This window comes from Burkholderia cepacia complex sp. TUM26381, from assembly GCF_057439935.1.
Map to the genome: position 1 here is coordinate 1,951,898 of NZ_CM172007.1, position 18,099 is coordinate 1,969,996.

Sequence of the window (18,099 nt, forward strand, 5' to 3'; positions counted from 1 at the left end):
GGCGTCCCCCGCGCTGGCCGATCCGCGAATCGCGTCTAGCGGACCAGCAGTGCCAGCAGTGCCAGCATCGTCGCGAGCGCCGCAATCGCGGCGATTCCCGCCACCACACCCGCCAGATGCGCGGCAACCACCAGGCCGGCCGGCAATCGGGAGGCGACGCCGGCCATCACGCGCCGCCCGCGTCCAGCGTATCGAGCAGCGGCCTCGCCAGATGCAGGACCTGGTACACCGTGCCCGCGCCGCCGCCGTCGTCGTCCGGTTCGTGTTCCGTGACGACGGCACGCGTCAGCCGCCAGCGCAGCGGGTCGAGACTGACGGCCGCCGCAACCACACCCCGCCGTGCCGCCACGTCGCGATTGCGCGCAACCTCCCGCGCAAGCGTCGCATCGAGGTCGGCATCCGCCGGAATCTCGATGGTTTCCAGGCGCGCGAACCGTCCCGTCGACGCACTGCCCTTGCGCGCATCGAGCGCAACCTGGGTGTCGATCGGCGCGCGGCCGAAGCTGTCCGTCACGACCCGATAGCGGCCGTCGGTCACGAAACCGGCGAACGCCTGCTCGTTACGCCACAGATAGAACGACGCATAGCCGTTTTCCGTCGCGCCGTAGCGGCCGGCCTCGCGCAGCAGGAATCCCTTGAACAGCAGGTCCGGCGTGTCGTCCCACAGCCTGCCGCGCTCGCGCACGCGCTGGCGGATGATCTCGAGGTCGTAATCCACCGGCAGGCGGTGCACGTAGTACGCGGTCAGCATGATCGGCTCCTGGCAAAAGAAAGGCGGGAATTCGGGACAGCCTGGAAACAGCGTAGAAGACCTTGAATCATTTGAAAAGACGATGGCAGAATATTTCAATGATTCGATTTTGAAATGGGTGCGTGTGCGATGAAAACACTCGACATCGAAGCCGTGCAGGCGTTCGTGCTGACCGCCGACCTCAAGAGCTTCACGCGGGCCGCGGAAGCGATGGACACGACGCAGTCCGCGGTGAGCCTGAAGATCAAGCGGCTGGAAGACGGGCTCGGCCGCCGCCTGCTGGAGCGCACGCCACGGCAGGTCCGCCTGTCGGCCGACGGCACCGCGTTCCTGGAACCGGCGCGCGAACTGGTGGCGGCTCACCATGGTGCGGTCGGCGCGTTCGGCACCGGCCAGCGGCGGCTGGTGATCGGCGTCAGCCACCATGTCGTCGGCGCCGATCTCCCGATGCTGCTGCGGCGCATGAGCGAGGCGGAGCCGACGCTCGTGCTCGAGATCCGCGTCGCCGCGTCGCGCGACGTGCTCGATGCGTTCGATCGCGGGCAGCTCGACGCGGCCGTCGCGCTGCAACACGACAGCCGGCGGCTCGACGGCGAAACCCTCCTGTCGGAGTCGTTCGGCTGGATGGCCGCGGCCGATTTCGAGTACCATCCGCCGCAGCCGTTGCGGCTAGCCACGCAAGCCGAGCCGTGCAGCGTGCGCCGCATGGCGGTCGGCGCGCTGGACGAAGCCGGGGTCGCGTGGACGGAAGTCTTCGTCGGCGGCGGCGTGGCGACGATCGGCGCGGCGGTATCCGCGGGGCTGGCCGTCGCGGCGCTCGGGCATCGCGTGGCGCCCGCCGGCACGGTCGACGTCGGTGCGCGATACGGGTTGCCGCCGTTGCCGACGCGCGACGTGGTGCTTCATTCGAACCTGACCGATGCACGCGCACGGCAGGCATTGCGCACGCTGGGCGCGGCGCTCAGGTCATCGGTCGGCACGCGTTGAGGTCGCACGCGTGGGTGCTGGTCGTATCGCTCACGCCTGGCCGATTCCGAACCGCCCCTCTCGGAGAGAACAAACATGCGTCCGCTGGAAGAACTGGTCGACGAACGCGAGTCCGCTCTGCCGTCACTGCTCGAGTGGGCGGCGGCAGCGGGCCATCGTTGCGAAATATTGCCGCCCTCGGATCGGAACGGCGAGATTCTCTCCGCCCTTCAGGTCACCACGCGCTCGCCCCTGGGGACCATCGCCTATTCGACGGGCGGCGTGCTCGTGGACGGCGGCTACCTCCGTCTGCTCGGCTCGGGCCATCACAAGATGCGCAGGGACATCGTCGGCTGGAATGACGGACGGTCTTCCGGTTTTCTGCTGGTCGCGGACGATGCCGTCGGCGGATTCTTCGCGCTGAACGGGGGCGCACTCGGGGAGGACACGGGTTCGGTGTACTACTTTGCACCGGACACGCGGGGATGGGAGCCCCTTGAGATCGGCTACGGCGACTTCGTGCGATGGTCCCTCGGCGACAGGCTGCACGACTTCTACGCGAGCATGCGCTGGCCCGGCTGGCAAGCCGATGTTCAGGGCCTGACGACGGACCAATGCTTCAGCTTCTATCCGTTCTTGTGGACGAAAGAAGGCTCGGTCGAGCACAGCAGCCGTCGGGCGGTCGACGTTTCCGAGGTGTACGCGCTCCAGATCGGCGCCGGTCCCGTGGCATCAGGGCAACCGTGATCGGGTATCCGGGCGCCGGGATCCAGCGCGATGCCGCCGCCGGGTCGCGTTTTGACCTCGTCGACCTGCTTCGATGCGCGCCACGGTAAAATTCCCCGTTCATGTCACCCGCCCGTGCCGGCCAGCCATGCCTGCCCGGGTCAACATCAAAGCCGTCATCGCGTTGATTTCCTTGTACTTTTCATCTTGCGGCGCATGAGTTACTCGCTCGCCACCACCTACATCAGCGAACTCGAGATCCGCAAGAGCCGCTTCATCGCGTATGCGCTTCCCGTCGACGACCGCGACGCCGCCATGCAGGTGCTGCAACGCCTGCGCGACGAGCATCCGGCGGCCACTCACGTGTGCTGGGCGCTGCTGGCGGGCGGCCAGTCGGGCATGTCGGACGACGGCGAGCCGTCGGGCACCGCGGGCCGGCCGATTCTCGAAGTGCTGCGCCATCACGATCTCGACGGCGTGCTCGGCGCGGTCGTGCGTTACTACGGCGGCGTGAAGCTCGGTGCGGGCGGGCTGGTGCGCGCGTACACGGATGCGATCGCATCGGCGCTGCTCGATGCCGAGCGCGTCGAACGCATTCGCTACGCACGCCTCGCGATCGAGATCGGCTACCCGGAAGAAGCGCGCGTGCGCCGCTGGATCGAACAGGCCGGGTATGAACTGGTCGACAGCGCGTACGGCATGACGGTGAAGCTCGTGATCAAGCTGCCGGAAACCGCCCAGGCCGATGCAAAAACCGAACTGTTCGATCTGACGCAGGGGCGCTCAGGGTTTCCGGACCTTTAAGTCATTGCGACGGCAGGCCCGCGCGGGTGCGACCGCCCATCCGGAGACTTCAACGGAAAGCCGGCCACGGCCCCGAGAATGCAAGAAACGGCGCAATCAGGATGATCAACGGCACCTGGCCGATCACGACCACGCCATCGGCTGCAAGGGTCAGCGGCGTCAACGGCAGCAACGCGATCTTCTGCCCTGCACTCAGCCGCTGCCGGACCTGGATGCTGTACGGCCGGTTGAAACGCTGGACATGCGCGGCGACGTTGTCGTTGCCCGCATTGAACACCTTTCCGGCAATCTCCTCGTCCAGCGTCAGCAACTGACCCGAGCGGGCAAATCCCAGTTCCGCAGCGCGACGTCGGATGTCGTCCGGTGCGTCTTTCCTGAGCGATAACGTGAACGATCCGGATACCGCGCCGGCATCGACGGTGAAGGTCCAGAACCGGGCCGTCAGGTACTCGCGAACGGGAGATTCGAGGATGTTCGCCAGATTCGGCGGAATATCGAAGATGTAGTGACGCGTCTGCCCGATAACGACGAGCTTCGACCGATCACCGGTCATCGCGAAGGTCTCGATCTGCTCGGTGTACGGATGATCCGAGAACAGATCCTTGGTCATGTGCGGCGCGCAGGCGCCGACGGAAAGCGCGCCGACCGCAATAGCGCCTGCGACGACGAAACGTCTGCGTGCCGGGTTCATCGGGCAATCCCGTTCGCGTTGCCTTGCGCAATCGCGCAGGCAGGCGCTTCTTCATGGGGATCGCCGCTGCGATCGCTAGCGTCGACACGCTGCAACCGCGCCGCGGCCATGCGGACACGCTCCGGTTCATTCACTTTTTATGCAGGCTCTCAGGTTCTCGCGACCGCATGGATTTCCCGGTGCGATCATATTCTTCAGCGCGTCCGGACTGCCCGTTTCGACATCGACGACGCTCATCGACGCGCACATTACGGCACGCTTTCGAAGCTGTCAATCCGACCTCGCGAAAGACTGTAAAACCCGTCAAGGCGAATCGCCCGCGCCCGGCGAAGACGCAAAAAAAGCGCGCCGCATGACGCGGCGCGCTTCTTCACATCAAACCCGGCCGGGGCGAACCGGTCAGTAAGTATCCGGCACGATCATGTTGTCCGGCACCGGCCGGCGGATGTAATCCTCGTGATGTTCACGCGGCGGCAGGTCGATCGGCGGGTGCGACACCTCGTGATACGGCACCTGGCCCAGCAGGTGGTGGATGCAGTTCAGCCGCGCGCGCTTCTTGTCGACGGCCTGCACGACCCACCACGGCGCCTCGGGAATATGCGTGCGCTGCAGCATCTCTTCCTTCGCGGCCGTATAAGCCTCCCAACGGCGACGGCTTTCGAGGTCCATCGGGCTCAGCTTCCACTGCTTCAGCGGATCCTCGATCCGGCTCTGGAAGCGCAGCTCCTGCTCATGATCGGTGATCGAGAACCAGTACTTGACGATCTGGATCCCGCTGCGCACGAGCATCTTCTCGAACTCGGGCACCGACCGGAAGAACTCCTCGTACTCGTCGTCGGTACAGAAATTCATCACGCGCTCGACGCCCGCACGGTTGTACCAGCTGCGGTCGAACAGCACGATCTCGCCGCCGGCCGGCAGATGTGCGACGTAGCGCTGGAAATACCATTGCGTGCGCTCGCGGTTGCTCGGTGCGGGCAGCGCCGCGACGCGGCACACCCGCGGGTTCAGGCGCTGCGTGATGCGCTTGATCGCGCCGCCCTTGCCGGCCGCATCGCGCCCTTCGAAAATGACGACGAGCCGGTGACCCGTGCTCACGACCCAGTCCTGCAGCTTCACGAGCTCGCCTTGCAGCCGGAACAGTTCGCGGAAATATTCCTTGCGCGCCTCGCGACGCTCTTGCGAAAACAGCAGGTCGTCGCCCTCGTCGAAGCGGCGGTCGTCAAGCTCCATCTCGAGTTCTTCGTCGTAGGCGTCGACGAGATCTTCCTCGAAGCGGCGCTGGCGCGACTCCATCGACGCCATGTCGGCGCGGTCGTCGGTCTCGGTGCGGGTATCGTTGTCGCCCATGGGGCCTCCTTCCATCATTGACGCAGCCAAACTCGGCCATTATCCCAGTGTCGCGCGTCAAATTCATGAAAATGGGCGGCCACCCCCGTCAGAAGCGGAAGTTCAGCAGCACGCTGGCCAGCACCGGGTTCGCCGAAATGTCGAACGTGTTCGATGCGAGTGTCCGGTTCGGCTGGCTGATGTCGAGCGTGATCTTCGTGCGCAGCGGGATGTAGGTGACCATTCCGGTGACCCAGAGCTGGCGCGTGATCTGGTAGCTCGCGCCGACGGTGAACACCGGCTCCCACACGCTCTTCACCTTCGCCGACACGTTGGTCCGCCCCGACAGCAGCAGGTCGCCGCCCGCGTCCCAGATCCGCTGGAACAGCGCCGGGTCGAGCAGCAGCGACTGCAGGCTGCCGATGTCCCCGCCCGCCGCGAGCAGCCCGCCGAGCGATGCCAGCTTGCGCTGGAACACGGGGTTCAGGTTCGTGTTCGTGAAGCGTGTATAGCTGATGCCGATGCCCGCAAATGGGCGAAAACGATCGTCGCGCTCGCCGAGGTAGTACTTGAACACGACGGACCCGAGCCATGCGCGCGTGGTCGCGAGCGGGTTGCTTTGCGTGTTCGCGAGGTCGATCAGCGGAAAGCGCCCCTGGACGCCGGCAAAAATGCGATCGAGCGGCAGCGCGATGCTGCCGTGTCCGCGCAGCGTCAGCACCGGCGGAATGCCGCCACCGAGTTCGGCCGCCCAGTTCTCCGAGAAAAAGTGAGTGAACGTGAACGCCAGCGTGTTCGAGTTGCTGAGCGACAGGCTCGACCCCGCGTTCTGGAAGCTGTTCAGCCCGAGCGCGTCGGTATGCGTCGTCACGGGCGTCGACCGGCCAGTCGTCGCGATGAAGTGCCAGCCAAGGCCGACCATGTTGCGGTCGTCGCCCATCAGCTGCTCGAGCAACGGCGGTGCCTGCGCGGCCGGCAGATCGGGCAGCCGCGACGGATCGACCGGATGCAGCTCGTACGGCATCCGGTCGGCGTGGACGACGCCGCCGGCCGGTGCGCCATCCGCCGCTGCATCGCGCGGCGCGGCCGGATCGCAGCCGCCGGGCGCACCGTTGTCGTCGAAGCCGATACCGTCCACGCCATCGTCGCGCGCTGTCGCGCACGCACGCCCCGCTCCGCCGGTTCGCTGCCCGAGCGTGATCTTGCGGGCGGTCAGCGGAACGGGGTCGGCCGGCGGCACGTCGACGGACGCACCGTCGCGCGCCGGCCCTGCATCGGTTGCCCACGCGCTCGCATCGAACCCGTCCGCATCGCCGCCCGGCCAGAAGCCGATCCCGTCGGCGCCCGCCTGCCAGCGCGGTTGCGTGTCGCCGTCCGGCTGCGGCGCGCCGTGCGCGGCGGCCGCGCACGCGAACAGCGTCGCGCCGAGCCAGCGCGACAGCGGGCGCACGGTGCCCGGCCGCGCGCGGCGGCGGGTCGTATCGCGAGTCGTCATCGGCTCAGGCCGGCACGCCGAACAGGCGCTGGCGGATCCGGTACAACGGCTCGAACAGCCATTCGAGCAGGCTGCGCCGCTCCAGCACGACGTCGGCCTTCAGCATCATCCCGGCGCGCAGCGACAGCGGCCGCCCGTCGAACGACGGCGCGCGATCGGCGAGTTCGACCCAGGTCTTGAAGTAGGTCTGCGGCGCAGCCGCGTCGCCGGGCAGGTTCAGCTCCTTCGCCGAGAACGCGACGGGCGAGATCGACAGCACCTTGCCGCGATAGGTGCCGAATTTCTCGACCGGATAGCTTGCGTACGCAACCTTCACCTCCTGCCCCTTCTTTACGAAGCCGGCCTTCGACGACGGAATGTAGACCTCGGCGATCAGCCCGTCGGCCTTCGCGGGCAGGATCTCGACGACGCGCGTGCCCGGCGGGTCGATCACGCCACCCTGCACGACGTCGAGCCGCACGATCTGCCCGTCGGCCGGTGCGTACAGCACCTGGTTCACGTTCTCGTCGATGTTGTATTCCTTTGCGTTCAGCTCCTCCTGCTTGATCTTCAGCTCCGCGTTCGCGCCGTCGTACTTGCTCTGCATCGTGTCGAGGTCGCCGCGCAGCTTCATCGCGTTCTTCGCGAGCTCGGCGCGGCGCAGCAGCAGGTCCTGGTACGCCTGCCCGGCCTGCAGGTACTGCGTGTTGACCTGGTTGTACTGCTCGAGCGTCACGACCTGTTCGTCGAGCAGCTGCTTCACGCGTGCGCGCCGTTCGCCGTACTCGTCGACGATGCGCTTCTGGTCCTGGATCTGCCGGTCGATCAACCCGCGGCTCTCGCCCTGCGCGGCGATCTGCTGGTTGATCTGCTGCACCGTCGACCGGTATTCGAGCTGCGCCGCGTCGATCTGCTGCTTCACCTCGACGCGCTGCCGGTCGAGCGCCATGCGCATCCCCTGCACGTTGTTCGCCTGGCTGACGAAGCTCGTGTCGCGCGTCACCGCGAGCAGCTTCTGGCCGGCCTTCACGTGCTGGTCCTTGCCGACGTAGATGTCGCGCACGGCCCAGCCCGGCGGCGCACTGACGCCGATCAGCCCCGAGCGCGGCGTCAGCATCCCCGACACGCTCTCGGTATTCGCGTAGCTCAGTTCGACGAGCGCGGTCACGAACATCGCGAACATCGCGAGCGACAGGTAGCAGAAGAACCGCATCGACACCGGCACGTCGACGACGCCGTGGATCACGGTGCCGAAGGTCGTGCCGCGCGCGAGCTTGCGCGACGGCTTCTGTTCTCGGAGGACGGAGTTCCAGGTCGGCATGGGGCAGGCTCGTCAGGAGCGACGCCGCGCGACCGCATCGAGCAGCGGCGTCGGCATCAGGTAAGGCGTGAAGTGTTCCCAGAAATGCCATTGCTCGGGCTGGCGCACGAGCGCCTGCTCGAGGCGGTCGACGATCCGCTGGTGTGTCGCGCGCACCGGCGACGCGTCGTCGTCCGCGCCGAGCATCGGCGCGAGCGGGCTGGCCGCGAGTTCGGTGAAATGCACCGCGCAGCGATCGCGGAACGGCACGCCCGTCGCATACGCGACAAGCAGCGGAATCCCCTGCTCGACCGCGAGCTTCACGCCGCCGCCGGCCATCCGCACCCAGCGCCCGCCGAGCCGGCAGCGGTTGGTCTTGCCGAACTTGCCGTGCAGGTCGGAGAACAGCAGGAACACGGGTGCCTCGCGCCGCAGGCTCGTGATCAGCCGCCGCAGGTGCACGCGCTCCTCGATGTCGATGAACTCGACCTCACCTGCGCCGTATTCGGCGACGAGCCGCAGCGCATCGTCGAAGAACGCACCGGGCGCATCGCGGTGCATGATCACCATCAGCTTGCGGTCGTCCGGAATCATGAAGCGCAGCTTCGTGACGAACAGCATCAGGTTGCCGAAGTGCAGCCCCGCGAGCATCAGCGGGCCGCCGCGTGCAAGCGCCGCCCGCAGCTGCTCGTCGCCTTCGCACGCCATCCCGTCGATCATCGACTTCATCGATGCGAGGCTGTGCGTGCGCAGCTTGAGGCCGGCGAACTCGGCCTCGAACAGCTCGCGCACGACCGCAGCCGACACTTCCCGCACGCGCCGCGGATCGTCGTTCAGGTGCGCGCTCAGCATGTAGGCGACCGCGCGCTCGATCGATTCGCGAATGCACGGAAAGCAGCGCAGGCATGCCCCCGAGCACCAGCGCATCAGCCGCAGCCCGCGCGCGGGCGACGTGCGCAGCGCGACCGCACGCACCGCGCGACGCACCAGGAACGCATACGAGAACGGATTCAGCAGAAAGAGTCGCCCGAGCATCACCGCCTCTCCTCGTTCATGCGCCACGCGCCGGTCGCATCGGTCAGGACGCCCTCGTGCATCTGGTAGATGCGGTCGACCATCGACAGGATCGACGCATCGTGCGTGACGAGCACGATCGTGGACGGCAGCGTCAGCACGTTGCGGCAGATCTCGTGCGTCGTCGCCTGGTCGAGATTCGACGAAAACTCGTCGAGGATCAGCAGGCGCGGCTCGCAATACAGCGCCCGCGCGATCAGCAGCCGCTGCATCTGGCCGGCCGACAGGAATTTCTGCGTATCGCCGAGCGGCGTGTCGTAGCGATGGTCGAGCCGCTCGATCTCGTCGTGGATGCACGCGAGCTTCGCCGCGTCGAACATCGCGCCGATCCGCGGTGCCGGCGCGAAGTTCGTGATGTTGTCGCGAATCGTCCCGCGAAACAGCTGGTCGGACTGCGTGACGGCCGCCAGATGCTTGCGGTATTGCCGCAGGTTCACTTCCGCGAGATCGACGCCGCCGACGAACAGCGTGCCGGGGTCCGGCCGCACGAGCCCGCAGATCAGGTTCAGCAGCGTCGTCTTGCCGCTGCCGGTGCGGCCGACGATCGCGATCTTGCTGCCGGCCGGCACGTCGAGCGCGACGTCGCGCAGGATCGGACGGTTGCCGCCCTTCGGCGTGTACGACAGCGCGCGGATCGCCAGCGTGCCGTCGAACCCGTCGACCGGCCGCACGACCGCATCCGGCGCGGGCTCCTCGGTCTCGGTCTGCAGCACGTCCGCGACGCGGTCCATGTGCACCTGCAGCACCTTGCGGCGCACGTAGAGCTGGATCGAATCGATGAACTTGTCCGCGAACAGGTTCTTGTACTGGATGAACGCATAGATCACGCCGATCGTGCTCTGGCCGTGCATCACGAGCCACGCGCCGTAGGTCACGATCACCAGTTGCTCGACGTGCACGATCCCCTTCGAAATCGCATCGAACAGCAGTTGCAGCCGTTCCTGCTGGCGCATCGCCTGCAGCTTCTGCGTGAACGCGTTGACCCACAGGCTGCTGCGCGCGGTCTCGGCCGACAGCAGTTTGATCGAATGCGCGGAACGGATGTTCTCGATCAGCAGCGCATCGGCCTCCGCGCCGCGCGTGAGGATCTGCGACATCGCGTCCTGCAGTTGCGGCTGGATCGCGAGCCGGCTCAGCGCGAACAGCACCATCCCGGCGAGACTGATGCCGGCCAGCACGGGGCTGTAGTACAGCATCAGCACGAGCGTCAGCGTGCAGGTGACGATATTGAGCAGCCCGCCGACGAGCCCGTCGACGAGAAAGCGCCCGACCTCCGACACCGACGACACGCGCGAAATCGAATCGCCGGTGTTGTGGAACAGGAAATAACCGATCGGCAGCCGCGCGAGATGGCCGACCATGTTCGCCGACAGCTGCTGCGACACGATGTTGCGCAGGTAGCTCTTGATGTTGCCGACGAGGTTCGCATACAGCGTGTCGAACAGGAACACGATCGCGAACAGGATCGTCAGCAGGTACAGGATGTCGACGTCGGTCTTCTTCAGCGCCTCGTCGATCGTCAACTGCACGTACGACGGGCCGAGCAGCAGCAGGAGCTGCGCGGCGACGCCGCCCGCAACCCCGATCGCGAGGCTCTTGCGGATGCCCGTCAGCCCTTCGAGGTAGTCGCGCAGCCGGATCCGGTCGGCCTGCCCCGCCCGCGTGAAGCCGATGTCCGGATTCAGCTCGAGTGCATAGCCTGTGATGTGCGTGAGCGCCTGTGCGAGCGGCAGCTTCGTCTCGCCGAGCGCCGGGTCGACGATGTGCACGCTGCCGTAGCCGACCTTCGTCAGCACGACATAGTGGTTCATTCCCCAGTGCAGGATGCACGGCGTCTTGAGCGCGTCGAGTTCGCCCGCGTCGAACTGCAGCCCGCGGGCGCGCAAGCCGAGATCGTTCGAGATCTCCATCAGGTCGAAGAACGACAGCCCGGAATCGATCCGGACCGGATAGCGGTTGCGCAGCGTGCGCAACGTCGTTTCGCGCCCATGCCACGACGCGATCATCGCGAGGCAGGCGAGGCCGCACTCCGTCACTTCGTCCTGCAGGACCGGACGGACTTTACGCGTATTGAAGAGCATGGTCGGGCACCCGGGGCGCGACGACGCGCCGCCCGGGCCTGACGGTGCGGGCCCGCGGCGGATCGTGCGCGATACGCATGGGCGCAGCCGGCACGCTGCCGGCTGCGACGGAAGATCGGTGTTACCGGCCGCTCAGCGCGACGAACCGAGCGACATCCGGAACTGTTCGACGGCGCGGGTCTGGTACTGGGTCATCAGGCCCTGCAGCGTGGTCCCGATCGACTGATTGACGAGATCGACCGTATAGGCAGCCGAATTGGAGTAAAGCGACGCGCCGCCGCGAATCTGGCGGGCCTGTTCTTCCGTGATGTCTCGCATTTGTTGTGGCCTTTATATTTTCGGAATGCCTTCAGCTGTCAGCCAATCGCAAACCCAATGGCCGTTTGCTTTATTACGGAGATAATCCGGCACTCCTGCCTCCCGATAATCGCCCGATCCCGAAACAATGCATTTCGGAGTCGCTTTATTTCCACTGCGGCGATCGATTCTTTTCCTTCTGTTTCGCAGCATTTCGCGCGGGGGGCGCCTCCCCGCGCACGGCGGTTACTTGCCGGTGTTATTGAACGTCTTCGGGTTCTGCAGGTAATTGCCGAGGCTCGGCAGGAACTGGCCGAGCGCGGTTACCACCGGCGCGGCGTCGACAGCGAGGCTACCCAGCGAGCTGATCGCACCGCCGCCATGCACATTCCTGACCTGTTCCGTCGTCATGACCTTCATCATTCTCTCCTCGTAAAAATAAAGATGATGCAAAGAACCTTCATTGAAAGACAAACGGCCTTTAATCCCTAGCGACTTGTTAATCTAATAATCACTGCGATTACGAGCCGAAATCAGGCTATCATGCGGTCGCATCGGAATTCAATGGAGGACACACTCTTACAGGTGCGTTTTCCGATGTGTGACAGGTGGCAGACATTCACGCTGTTCGAATTTCAATTTCAAAACGTTTAAATCCCGCCGCAATGCATTGCGGCACGGGCAGGAGACGGAGACGGCCATGTTTGAAACGAGGCGCGCGAATCGCGGATCGGCGGCACCGGATACGGGTAATTCCCTATCAAGATTTTCGACTAGGTGGAATCCCCGACTTGCAACCATGACAGCGTTCGCTGTAACGATGGCCGGCATGTCGGCAAGCACGCATGCGTTCTGCCTCGATACGGCCTACCAGTACGCGGCCGTGCACGATCCGCGCTACCTGCAGGCGCGCAGCGAATACGATGCGGCTCGCCAGAAATTCCCCGAAGCGCGCGCGCAGATGCTGCCGCAGGCCGCCGCGCAACTCGAATGGGGGCGCTACGGCACGCACGCGAACCTGTTCGGCATCGACGTCAGCGGCTCGAGCAATGCCGCGTACGGTTCCGCGCAGGTCACGCAGGCGCTGTTCAACGTGCCCTACCTGTACGACATGCGGCGTGCGACGGAGTACGAGGAATCGGCGAAGCAGAAGCTCGAGGTCGCGAAGCAGGACCTGATCCTGCGCGTCGCGAACGCGTGTTTCGACCTGCTGAGTGCGCGCGAGAAACTGCAGTCGGCCGACGACGAGGTCAGCGCGCTCACGCGGCTCGAAAGCGATACGCGGCGCATGGCGCAGCTCGGCATGAAGACGATCGGCGATACGGCCGAGATCGAGGCGCGCCGCAGCCTCGCGCAATCCGACGAGGCACTTGCGCAGACCGACGTCGACGCGCGTCGCGCCCGCTACGAGACGCTGCTCGGCTCGACGATCGACTTCACGCGCTGGCCTCGGCTCGCGATGCGCGGGTCGTCGCCGCGCATTCCGTCGGGCGAGTACGCGCCGCAGGACAACCCCGCGTACCGGCAGGCGTATCGCGACGTCCAGGTCGCGCGGCTCGCGGCGAAACGCGTCAGCGCCGAGCATTTGCCGACCGTCGACCTGTTCGCGTCGTATTCGCGCGGGCTCAACCCGAACCTGCGCGGGCTCACCGATCGTTCGGACTTCCATCAGAGCGCATTCGGCGTACAGGTGACGATCCCGATCTTCTCCGGCGGCAGCGTGTACTACCGGCAAGTGGAAGCCGAGCACGTGACCGAGCAATACCGCAACCGGCTGCGCGAGGTCGAGGAGCAACTGGGCACCGATCATCGCGAGGCGTTGTCCGCGCTCGAATCGGTCGGCAAGCGCATCCGCGCGCTGCAGCAGTCGCTGCAGGCCGCACGGCTCGCGTACGATTCGTCGATGAAGGCGCATCAGGTCGGCTACAGCACGACGTACGAAACGCTGAACCTGCGACGCGACATCTCGGGCATCCGGCAGAAGCTGTTCGACAGCTACCTCGATGCGCTGAAGCTGCAACTGAAGCTGAAAAGCGTGCTCGGCACGCTCGACGAACAATCGCTGATCGCGGTGGACGGCTTCCTCGAAAGCAACGCGGCGACCGACCGGAGCTGAACGCAATTCGATGCCTGTCGCACATGCCATATAACGTTGTGTACGCAACGTTATCGAGGAAGGCCGATGCGCCGGCCGGTCGCTTCATCGGCACCCGCGCATCGCGATTCCGTCTCGTCGCTTCCCGCAAGCTTGCGTCCGACCCTGCACGTTCGTGCCGCGCAATGTCCGGTCCCGACCGCGCATGACACCGGCCGCCGCCCGTTCACGACGTGCAGGGGTATACGCGGTGTTGCGTCGAAAAAAAACTTTGCATAGAGTGCTTCCCATCGATCCGGTGGACAAAGACGTCCCACGATCGTGCGCAGCGCGATCCCGATAGCCCGCGCTACGCTGGCCACGCATCCGGCCACCCATCCGCATTCCCGTTATCCGACAGCGTTGTCGGATGAACGGACCGGCAAAGAAGCCCTTGCCTCGCTCGTCGAGGCAAGGGCTTTTTTTTGTCTTTCGAAAACGCACGTCTTCACCTGAACCAGGAGCACACCATGCGTCATGGCGATATTTCCAGCAGCAACGACGCCGTCGGCGTCGCCGTCGTCCAGTACAAGATGCCGCGCCTGCACACCCGCGCCGACGTGATCGCGAACGCCCGCGAAATCGCGGAGCGCGTGGTCGGCATCAAGCGCGGCCTGCCCGGCATGGACCTCATCGTGTTTCCCGAGTATTCGACGCACGGGATCATGTACGACGCGAAGGAGATGTACGACACGGCATCGACGATCCCCGGCGAGGAAACCGACATCTTCGCGGCTGCGTGCCGCAAGGCGAACGTGTGGGGCGTGTTCTCGCTGACCGGCGAGCGCCACGAGGAACACCCGGACAAGGCGCCGTACAACACACTCGTGCTGATCAACAACCAGGGCGAGATCGTGCAGAAGTACCGCAAGATCATGCCGTGGGTGCCCGTCGAAGGCTGGTATCCGGGCGACTGCACGTATGTCGCCGACGGGCCGAAGGGGCTCAAGATCAGCCTGATCATCTGCGACGACGGCAACTATCCGGAAATCTGGCGCGACTGCGTGATGCGCGGCGCCGAGCTCGTCGTGCGCTGCCAGGGCTACATGTACCCGGCGAAGGACCAGCAGGTGCTCGTGTCGAAGGCGATGGCGTTCATGAACAACTGCTACGTCGCGGTCGCGAACGCGGCCGGGTTCGACGGCGTGTATTCGTATTTCGGCCACTCGGCGATCGTCGGCTTCGACGGCCGCACGCTCGGCGAATGCGGCGAGGAGGAAAACGGCGTGCAGTATGCGGAGCTGTCGGTGAGCCTGATCCGCGACGCGCGCCGCAACATGCAGTCGCAGAACCACCTGTACAAGCTGCTGCACCGCGGCTACACGGGCAAGATCGGCTCCGGCGAATCGCCGAACGGCGTCGCGCAATGCCCGTTCGAGTTCTACGCGAACTGGGTGAACGACCCGGACGGCACGCGCAAGGCCGTCGAGCGCCTGACGCGCGCGACACCCGGCACACCTGAATGCCCGATCGAAGGCATTCCGTCCGAAGCGCCCGCGCACCGCTGAGCCCGCGCCCCGCCCGGCCGTTCGCGCCACCTGCGCGAACGGCTCCGCCTCACTCTGGAGCCCTCATCATGCTCGGTGTCGCTCTCTTCTTCATCGGCGCGGTGCTGGTCGTCAACGGCGTCGCGCTCACCGGCCGCATCGAACCGCGCGACGCGGCCGGCCTGAACCTGCTCGTCGGGCTGCTTGCGCTGCTGATCAACCTCGCCGGCCTCGTGCAGGCATCCGCGCCGCCGCAATATTTCTCGAGCGCGGGCGGCCTGCTGTTCGCGTTCACGTACCTGTACCTCGCGGCCGTCCAGTGGCGCGGGCTGCAGGGCGCCGGCCTCGGCTGGTACTGCCTGTTCGTCGCGATCAGCGCGCTCGTCTATGCGGGCACGTCGAACGACATGCGTTTCGGTGCGATGTGGCTGCTGTGGTCGAGCCTGTGGTTCCTGTTCTTCGTCGCGCTCGGCCTGAAGCGGACCGTACGCTTCCTGCCCGGCTACACGATCGCGATCGGCGTCGGTACCTGCTGGCTGCCCGGCATGCTGATGATGACGGGGAGGTGGTAATGAGCGCACGCGATACGCCGCTCGCCGCCGATCCGCTCGCCGGACACCGCATCGCCGACGCGCCGTTCTACCAGGCGGCCGGCGCCGAAGCCGACTGGTTCGAGACGGCCTGCCGGCATCGCCTGCCGATCCTGCTGAAAGGGCCGACCGGCTGCGGCAAGACGCGGTTCGTCGAATACATGGCGTGGCGCATGGGCCTGCCGCTGATCCAGGTCGCGTGCAACGACGACACGTCGGCGGCCGACCTGACGGGCCGCCATCTGCTCGACGCCGACGGCACCTACTGGGCCGACGGGCCGCTCACGCTCGCGGCGCGGCATGGCGCGATCTGCTATCTGGACGAGATCGTCGAAGCGCGCCCCGACGCGACGGTCGTGATCCACCCGCTGACCGACTCGCGGCGCGTGCTGCCGCTCGACCGGCTCGGCGAGGTCGTGCACGCGCATCCGGATTTCCATCTGGTGATCTCGTACAACCCCGGCTATCACGGCGAACACCGGCGGTTGAAGCCGTCGACGCGGCAGCGCTTCGTCGCGATCGACTTCGGCTATCCGGATGCCGCACACGAGGCCGATGTCGTCGTGCGCGAAAGCGGCGCCGACCGCGACACCGCACGCCGGCTCGTCGATCTCGCGCAGCGCACGCGTGCGTTGGCGCAGGCCGGCAACGGCCTCGACGAAGGCGCGTCGACGCGCCTGCTGGTGCACGCGGCCCGGCTGATCGCCGCGGGGCTCGCGCCGCTCGACGCGTGCCGGATCGCGATCAGCGACGCGGCAACCGACGACGCCGACACGCGCGCCGCGTTGCAGACGATGGCCGCCGCGCACTTCGCGACATGAGCGCGCTGCACCTCGCCCGCTTCCTGCACGGAATGAGCGCGCAGGAGACCGACGTGCGACTCGACGATGCGGCATTGCGCGCGACGCTCGGTCACGCCGCGTTGCGCGTGCCGGGCACGTTACCGCCCGATGCGCGCATCGCGGCGGCCGCGCACGCGCTTGCGCACTGGCGGCATTCGCCGCCCGGCGAACCGGCCGACACACTGACGCCGATCGGCATCGCGGTTGCCGGCCTGATCGAGGATGCGCGTGTCGAGACGCTGCTCGCCCGGACATGGCCGGGGCTGACGACCTTCTGGGCACCGGCGTTCACGCCGATCGACCGCGAAGGGCTCACGTTCGGTTGCCTGTGCGCGCGGCTCGCGAAGGCGCTGTTCGATCCGTCGTATCGCGACGGCAATCCGTGGGTCGACAAGGGTGTGCAGCTGTTCAACGCGAAACGCGATGCACTCGACGACTACCGCGCATTCCGCTCGATCGCGTCGCGGCTCGCGAACGATCTCGGCCAGATGCGCGTGCGCTTCGAGCCCGACGACGGCGCATGGCTGCGCTATCGCGACGACAACGCGTGGCTGTGGGCGCAACCGGCTGCCGCGTCGGAACGAGCGGGCAACGAAGGCGTCGAGACGTCGGCCGCGACAGGCGGCCACAGCGACGAACCCGACGACGAACCGCACCCGGCACCCGACGCGCCGCGCTATCCCGAATGGAATTGCCACACGCAACGCGAGCGCCGCGACTGGGCGACCGTCGTCGAACGCGCGCCCGTCACGTCGGCGCCGCCGCGCTCGCTGGCCACGCTGATCGAAGCCGACCGGCGCGCCGCGAAACGGCTGCCGTCCCCGCGCGCGTCGGAGCCGATGCGACGCGTCGGCCGCCAGCTCGACGGCGACGCGCTCGACGTCGATGCCGCGATTGCCGCACGCATCGCGCGCCGCGCCGGGCATGCTCCCGATCCGCGCGTGTTCCGCCACCGCGTGCCGCACGATGCGCACGGGCCCGTGCTGATCCTGCTCGACCTGTCGGCGTCGACGGCCGCGCACGTCGCCGCGCTCGAAAAACGCGCCGCATTCGTGCTCGGCGACCTGTTCGACCGGCAGCGGCGGCGTTGGGCGGTGCACGGCTACACGTCGGACGGCCGGCATCGCGTGTACTACGCCCGCTTCAAGGATTTCGGCGATGCGTTCGACGCCGGCCGCCGCGCGGCGCTGCTCGCGGCCGACGCCGGGATGAGCACGCGCACCGGTGCGGCGCTGCGTCATGCGCTGGCGCTGCTGCGGCGTGAAGCGGCCTGCGCGCGCGCCGCCGTGCTGATGATCGGCGACGGCGAAGCGGCCGACATCGACGTGTTCGACCCGCGCTACCTCGTCGAGGATGCACGTTACGCGGCACGCCAGGGCCGGCAGCGCGGCGTCGCGATCGCCGGTTTGTCGTTCGGCGCGCCGCCCGGGTTGTCTACAATACTTGGCATCGGCCCGCGCTGCGTGCACGCGGCGAACGGCGACGCCCTGCCCGCCGTCGTCGCGCACGCGGCCGGCCGGCTGACCGCGTGACGGCCCTACCCGCAAGCATCA

Annotated in this window: 19 protein-coding genes; 9 read left to right on the plus strand and 10 right to left on the minus strand. The window is 66.7% G+C overall.

Going from position 1 to position 18,099, the window contains the following annotated elements:
- Positions 1–35: 35 nt before the first annotated feature.
- Together ACWMMN_RS25460 and ACWMMN_RS25465 are read right to left on the minus strand one after the other, a co-directional pair.
- Positions 36–167: a hypothetical protein gene (locus ACWMMN_RS25460; RefSeq protein ID WP_486423285.1), complete on the minus strand. Its 132-nt coding sequence runs from the start codon at positions 165–167 to the stop codon at positions 36–38.
- Entirely contained in the window at positions 167–751 is a 585-nt protein-coding gene (locus ACWMMN_RS25465; RefSeq protein ID WP_486423286.1) for a DUF4865 family protein, read from the minus strand. Before ACWMMN_RS25465 ends, ACWMMN_RS25460 begins: the two co-directional genes overlap by 1 nt.
- Between ACWMMN_RS25465 and ACWMMN_RS25470 the strand changes: the two genes are divergently transcribed.
- The 4 genes from ACWMMN_RS25470 (at position 750) to ACWMMN_RS25485 (ending at position 3,247) form a co-directional block, all read left to right on the plus strand.
- Positions 750–884, plus strand: a complete 135-nt coding sequence (locus ACWMMN_RS25470) for a hypothetical protein (protein ID WP_256086478.1) — start codon at positions 750–752, stop codon at positions 882–884. The two genes, ACWMMN_RS25465 and ACWMMN_RS25470, sit on opposite strands and share 2 nt — an antisense overlap.
- Positions 881–1,738, plus strand: coding sequence for a LysR family transcriptional regulator (locus ACWMMN_RS25475; RefSeq protein WP_059240746.1), 858 nt, complete (start codon positions 881–883; stop codon positions 1,736–1,738). The genes ACWMMN_RS25470 and ACWMMN_RS25475 overlap by 4 nt, the downstream gene beginning before the upstream one ends.
- 75 nt (positions 1,739–1,813) lie before the next feature.
- A complete protein-coding gene (locus ACWMMN_RS25480) occupies positions 1,814–2,464 on the plus strand; it encodes a DUF2625 family protein (RefSeq protein ID WP_486423287.1) in 651 nt (216 codons plus the stop codon).
- A 195-nt stretch (positions 2,465–2,659) separates the two neighbouring features.
- On the plus strand, positions 2,660–3,247 hold the full coding sequence (locus ACWMMN_RS25485; RefSeq protein ID WP_256086480.1) for an IMPACT family protein: 588 nt from the start codon (positions 2,660–2,662) through the stop codon (positions 3,245–3,247).
- 49 nt (positions 3,248–3,296) lie between these two features.
- Here ACWMMN_RS25485 and ACWMMN_RS25490 read toward each other — a convergent pair whose 3' ends face one another.
- The 8 genes from ACWMMN_RS25490 to ACWMMN_RS25525 all read right to left on the minus strand — a co-directional run bounded on the left by ACWMMN_RS25490 (position 3,297) and on the right by ACWMMN_RS25525 (position 11,916).
- Entirely contained in the window at positions 3,297–3,938 is a 642-nt protein-coding gene (locus tag ACWMMN_RS25490) for a hypothetical protein (protein WP_486423288.1), read from the minus strand.
- 399 nt (positions 3,939–4,337) lie between these two features.
- Positions 4,338–5,288 (minus strand): polyphosphate kinase 2, encoded by a 951-nt coding sequence (gene ppk2, locus ACWMMN_RS25495; protein WP_059236982.1) that lies wholly within the window; start codon positions 5,286–5,288, stop codon positions 4,338–4,340.
- Between the two features lie 88 nt (positions 5,289–5,376).
- Complete coding sequence (locus ACWMMN_RS25500) at positions 5,377–6,762, minus strand: OmpW/AlkL family protein (RefSeq protein WP_486423289.1); 1,386 nt, start codon at positions 6,760–6,762, stop codon at positions 5,377–5,379.
- 4 nt (positions 6,763–6,766) lie between these two features.
- Positions 6,767–8,062, minus strand: a complete 1,296-nt coding sequence (locus ACWMMN_RS25505) for an HlyD family secretion protein (RefSeq protein WP_256086483.1) — start codon at positions 8,060–8,062, stop codon at positions 6,767–6,769.
- 12 nt (positions 8,063–8,074) lie between these two features.
- On the minus strand, positions 8,075–9,079 hold the full coding sequence (locus ACWMMN_RS25510; protein ID WP_256086484.1) for a lysophospholipid acyltransferase family protein: 1,005 nt from the start codon (positions 9,077–9,079) through the stop codon (positions 8,075–8,077).
- Positions 9,076–11,196 (minus strand): peptidase domain-containing ABC transporter, encoded by a 2,121-nt coding sequence (locus ACWMMN_RS25515; protein WP_059236986.1) that lies wholly within the window; start codon positions 11,194–11,196, stop codon positions 9,076–9,078. Before ACWMMN_RS25515 ends, ACWMMN_RS25510 begins: the two co-directional genes overlap by 4 nt.
- A gap of 132 nt (positions 11,197–11,328) precedes the next feature.
- The gene (locus ACWMMN_RS25520) at positions 11,329–11,514 is read right to left on the minus strand and encodes a hypothetical protein (RefSeq protein ID WP_027791386.1); all 186 of its coding nucleotides are present in this window, start codon (positions 11,512–11,514) and stop codon (positions 11,329–11,331) included.
- Positions 11,515–11,739: 225 nt separating this feature from the next.
- Positions 11,740–11,916 carry a hypothetical protein gene (locus tag ACWMMN_RS25525; protein WP_006479216.1) on the minus strand — a complete coding sequence of 59 codons (177 nt, stop codon included), beginning with the start codon at positions 11,914–11,916 and terminating at the stop codon, positions 11,740–11,742.
- A 376-nt stretch (positions 11,917–12,292) separates the two neighbouring features.
- Here ACWMMN_RS25525 and ACWMMN_RS25530 point away from each other — a divergent pair, with 376 nt between their 5' ends.
- From ACWMMN_RS25530 to ACWMMN_RS25550, 5 genes are all read left to right on the plus strand, one after another.
- A complete protein-coding gene (locus ACWMMN_RS25530; RefSeq protein ID WP_486423290.1) occupies positions 12,293–13,609 on the plus strand; it encodes a TolC family protein in 1,317 nt (438 codons plus the stop codon).
- A 488-nt stretch (positions 13,610–14,097) separates the two neighbouring features.
- Entirely contained in the window at positions 14,098–15,135 is a 1,038-nt protein-coding gene (locus tag ACWMMN_RS25535) for an aliphatic amidase (RefSeq protein WP_256086487.1), read from the plus strand.
- Between the two features lie 68 nt (positions 15,136–15,203).
- Positions 15,204–15,686 (plus strand): AmiS/UreI family transporter, encoded by a 483-nt coding sequence (locus ACWMMN_RS25540; RefSeq protein ID WP_059236989.1) that lies wholly within the window; start codon positions 15,204–15,206, stop codon positions 15,684–15,686.
- A complete protein-coding gene (locus ACWMMN_RS25545; RefSeq protein ID WP_059236990.1) occupies positions 15,686–16,525 on the plus strand; it encodes a CbbQ/NirQ/NorQ/GpvN family protein in 840 nt (279 codons plus the stop codon). Before ACWMMN_RS25540 ends, ACWMMN_RS25545 begins: the two co-directional genes overlap by 1 nt.
- The gene (locus ACWMMN_RS25550) at positions 16,522–18,078 is read left to right on the plus strand and encodes a nitric oxide reductase activation protein (RefSeq protein WP_486423291.1); all 1,557 of its coding nucleotides are present in this window, start codon (positions 16,522–16,524) and stop codon (positions 18,076–18,078) included. The genes ACWMMN_RS25545 and ACWMMN_RS25550 overlap by 4 nt, the downstream gene beginning before the upstream one ends.
- The last annotated feature ends 21 nt before the right edge of the window (positions 18,079–18,099 follow it).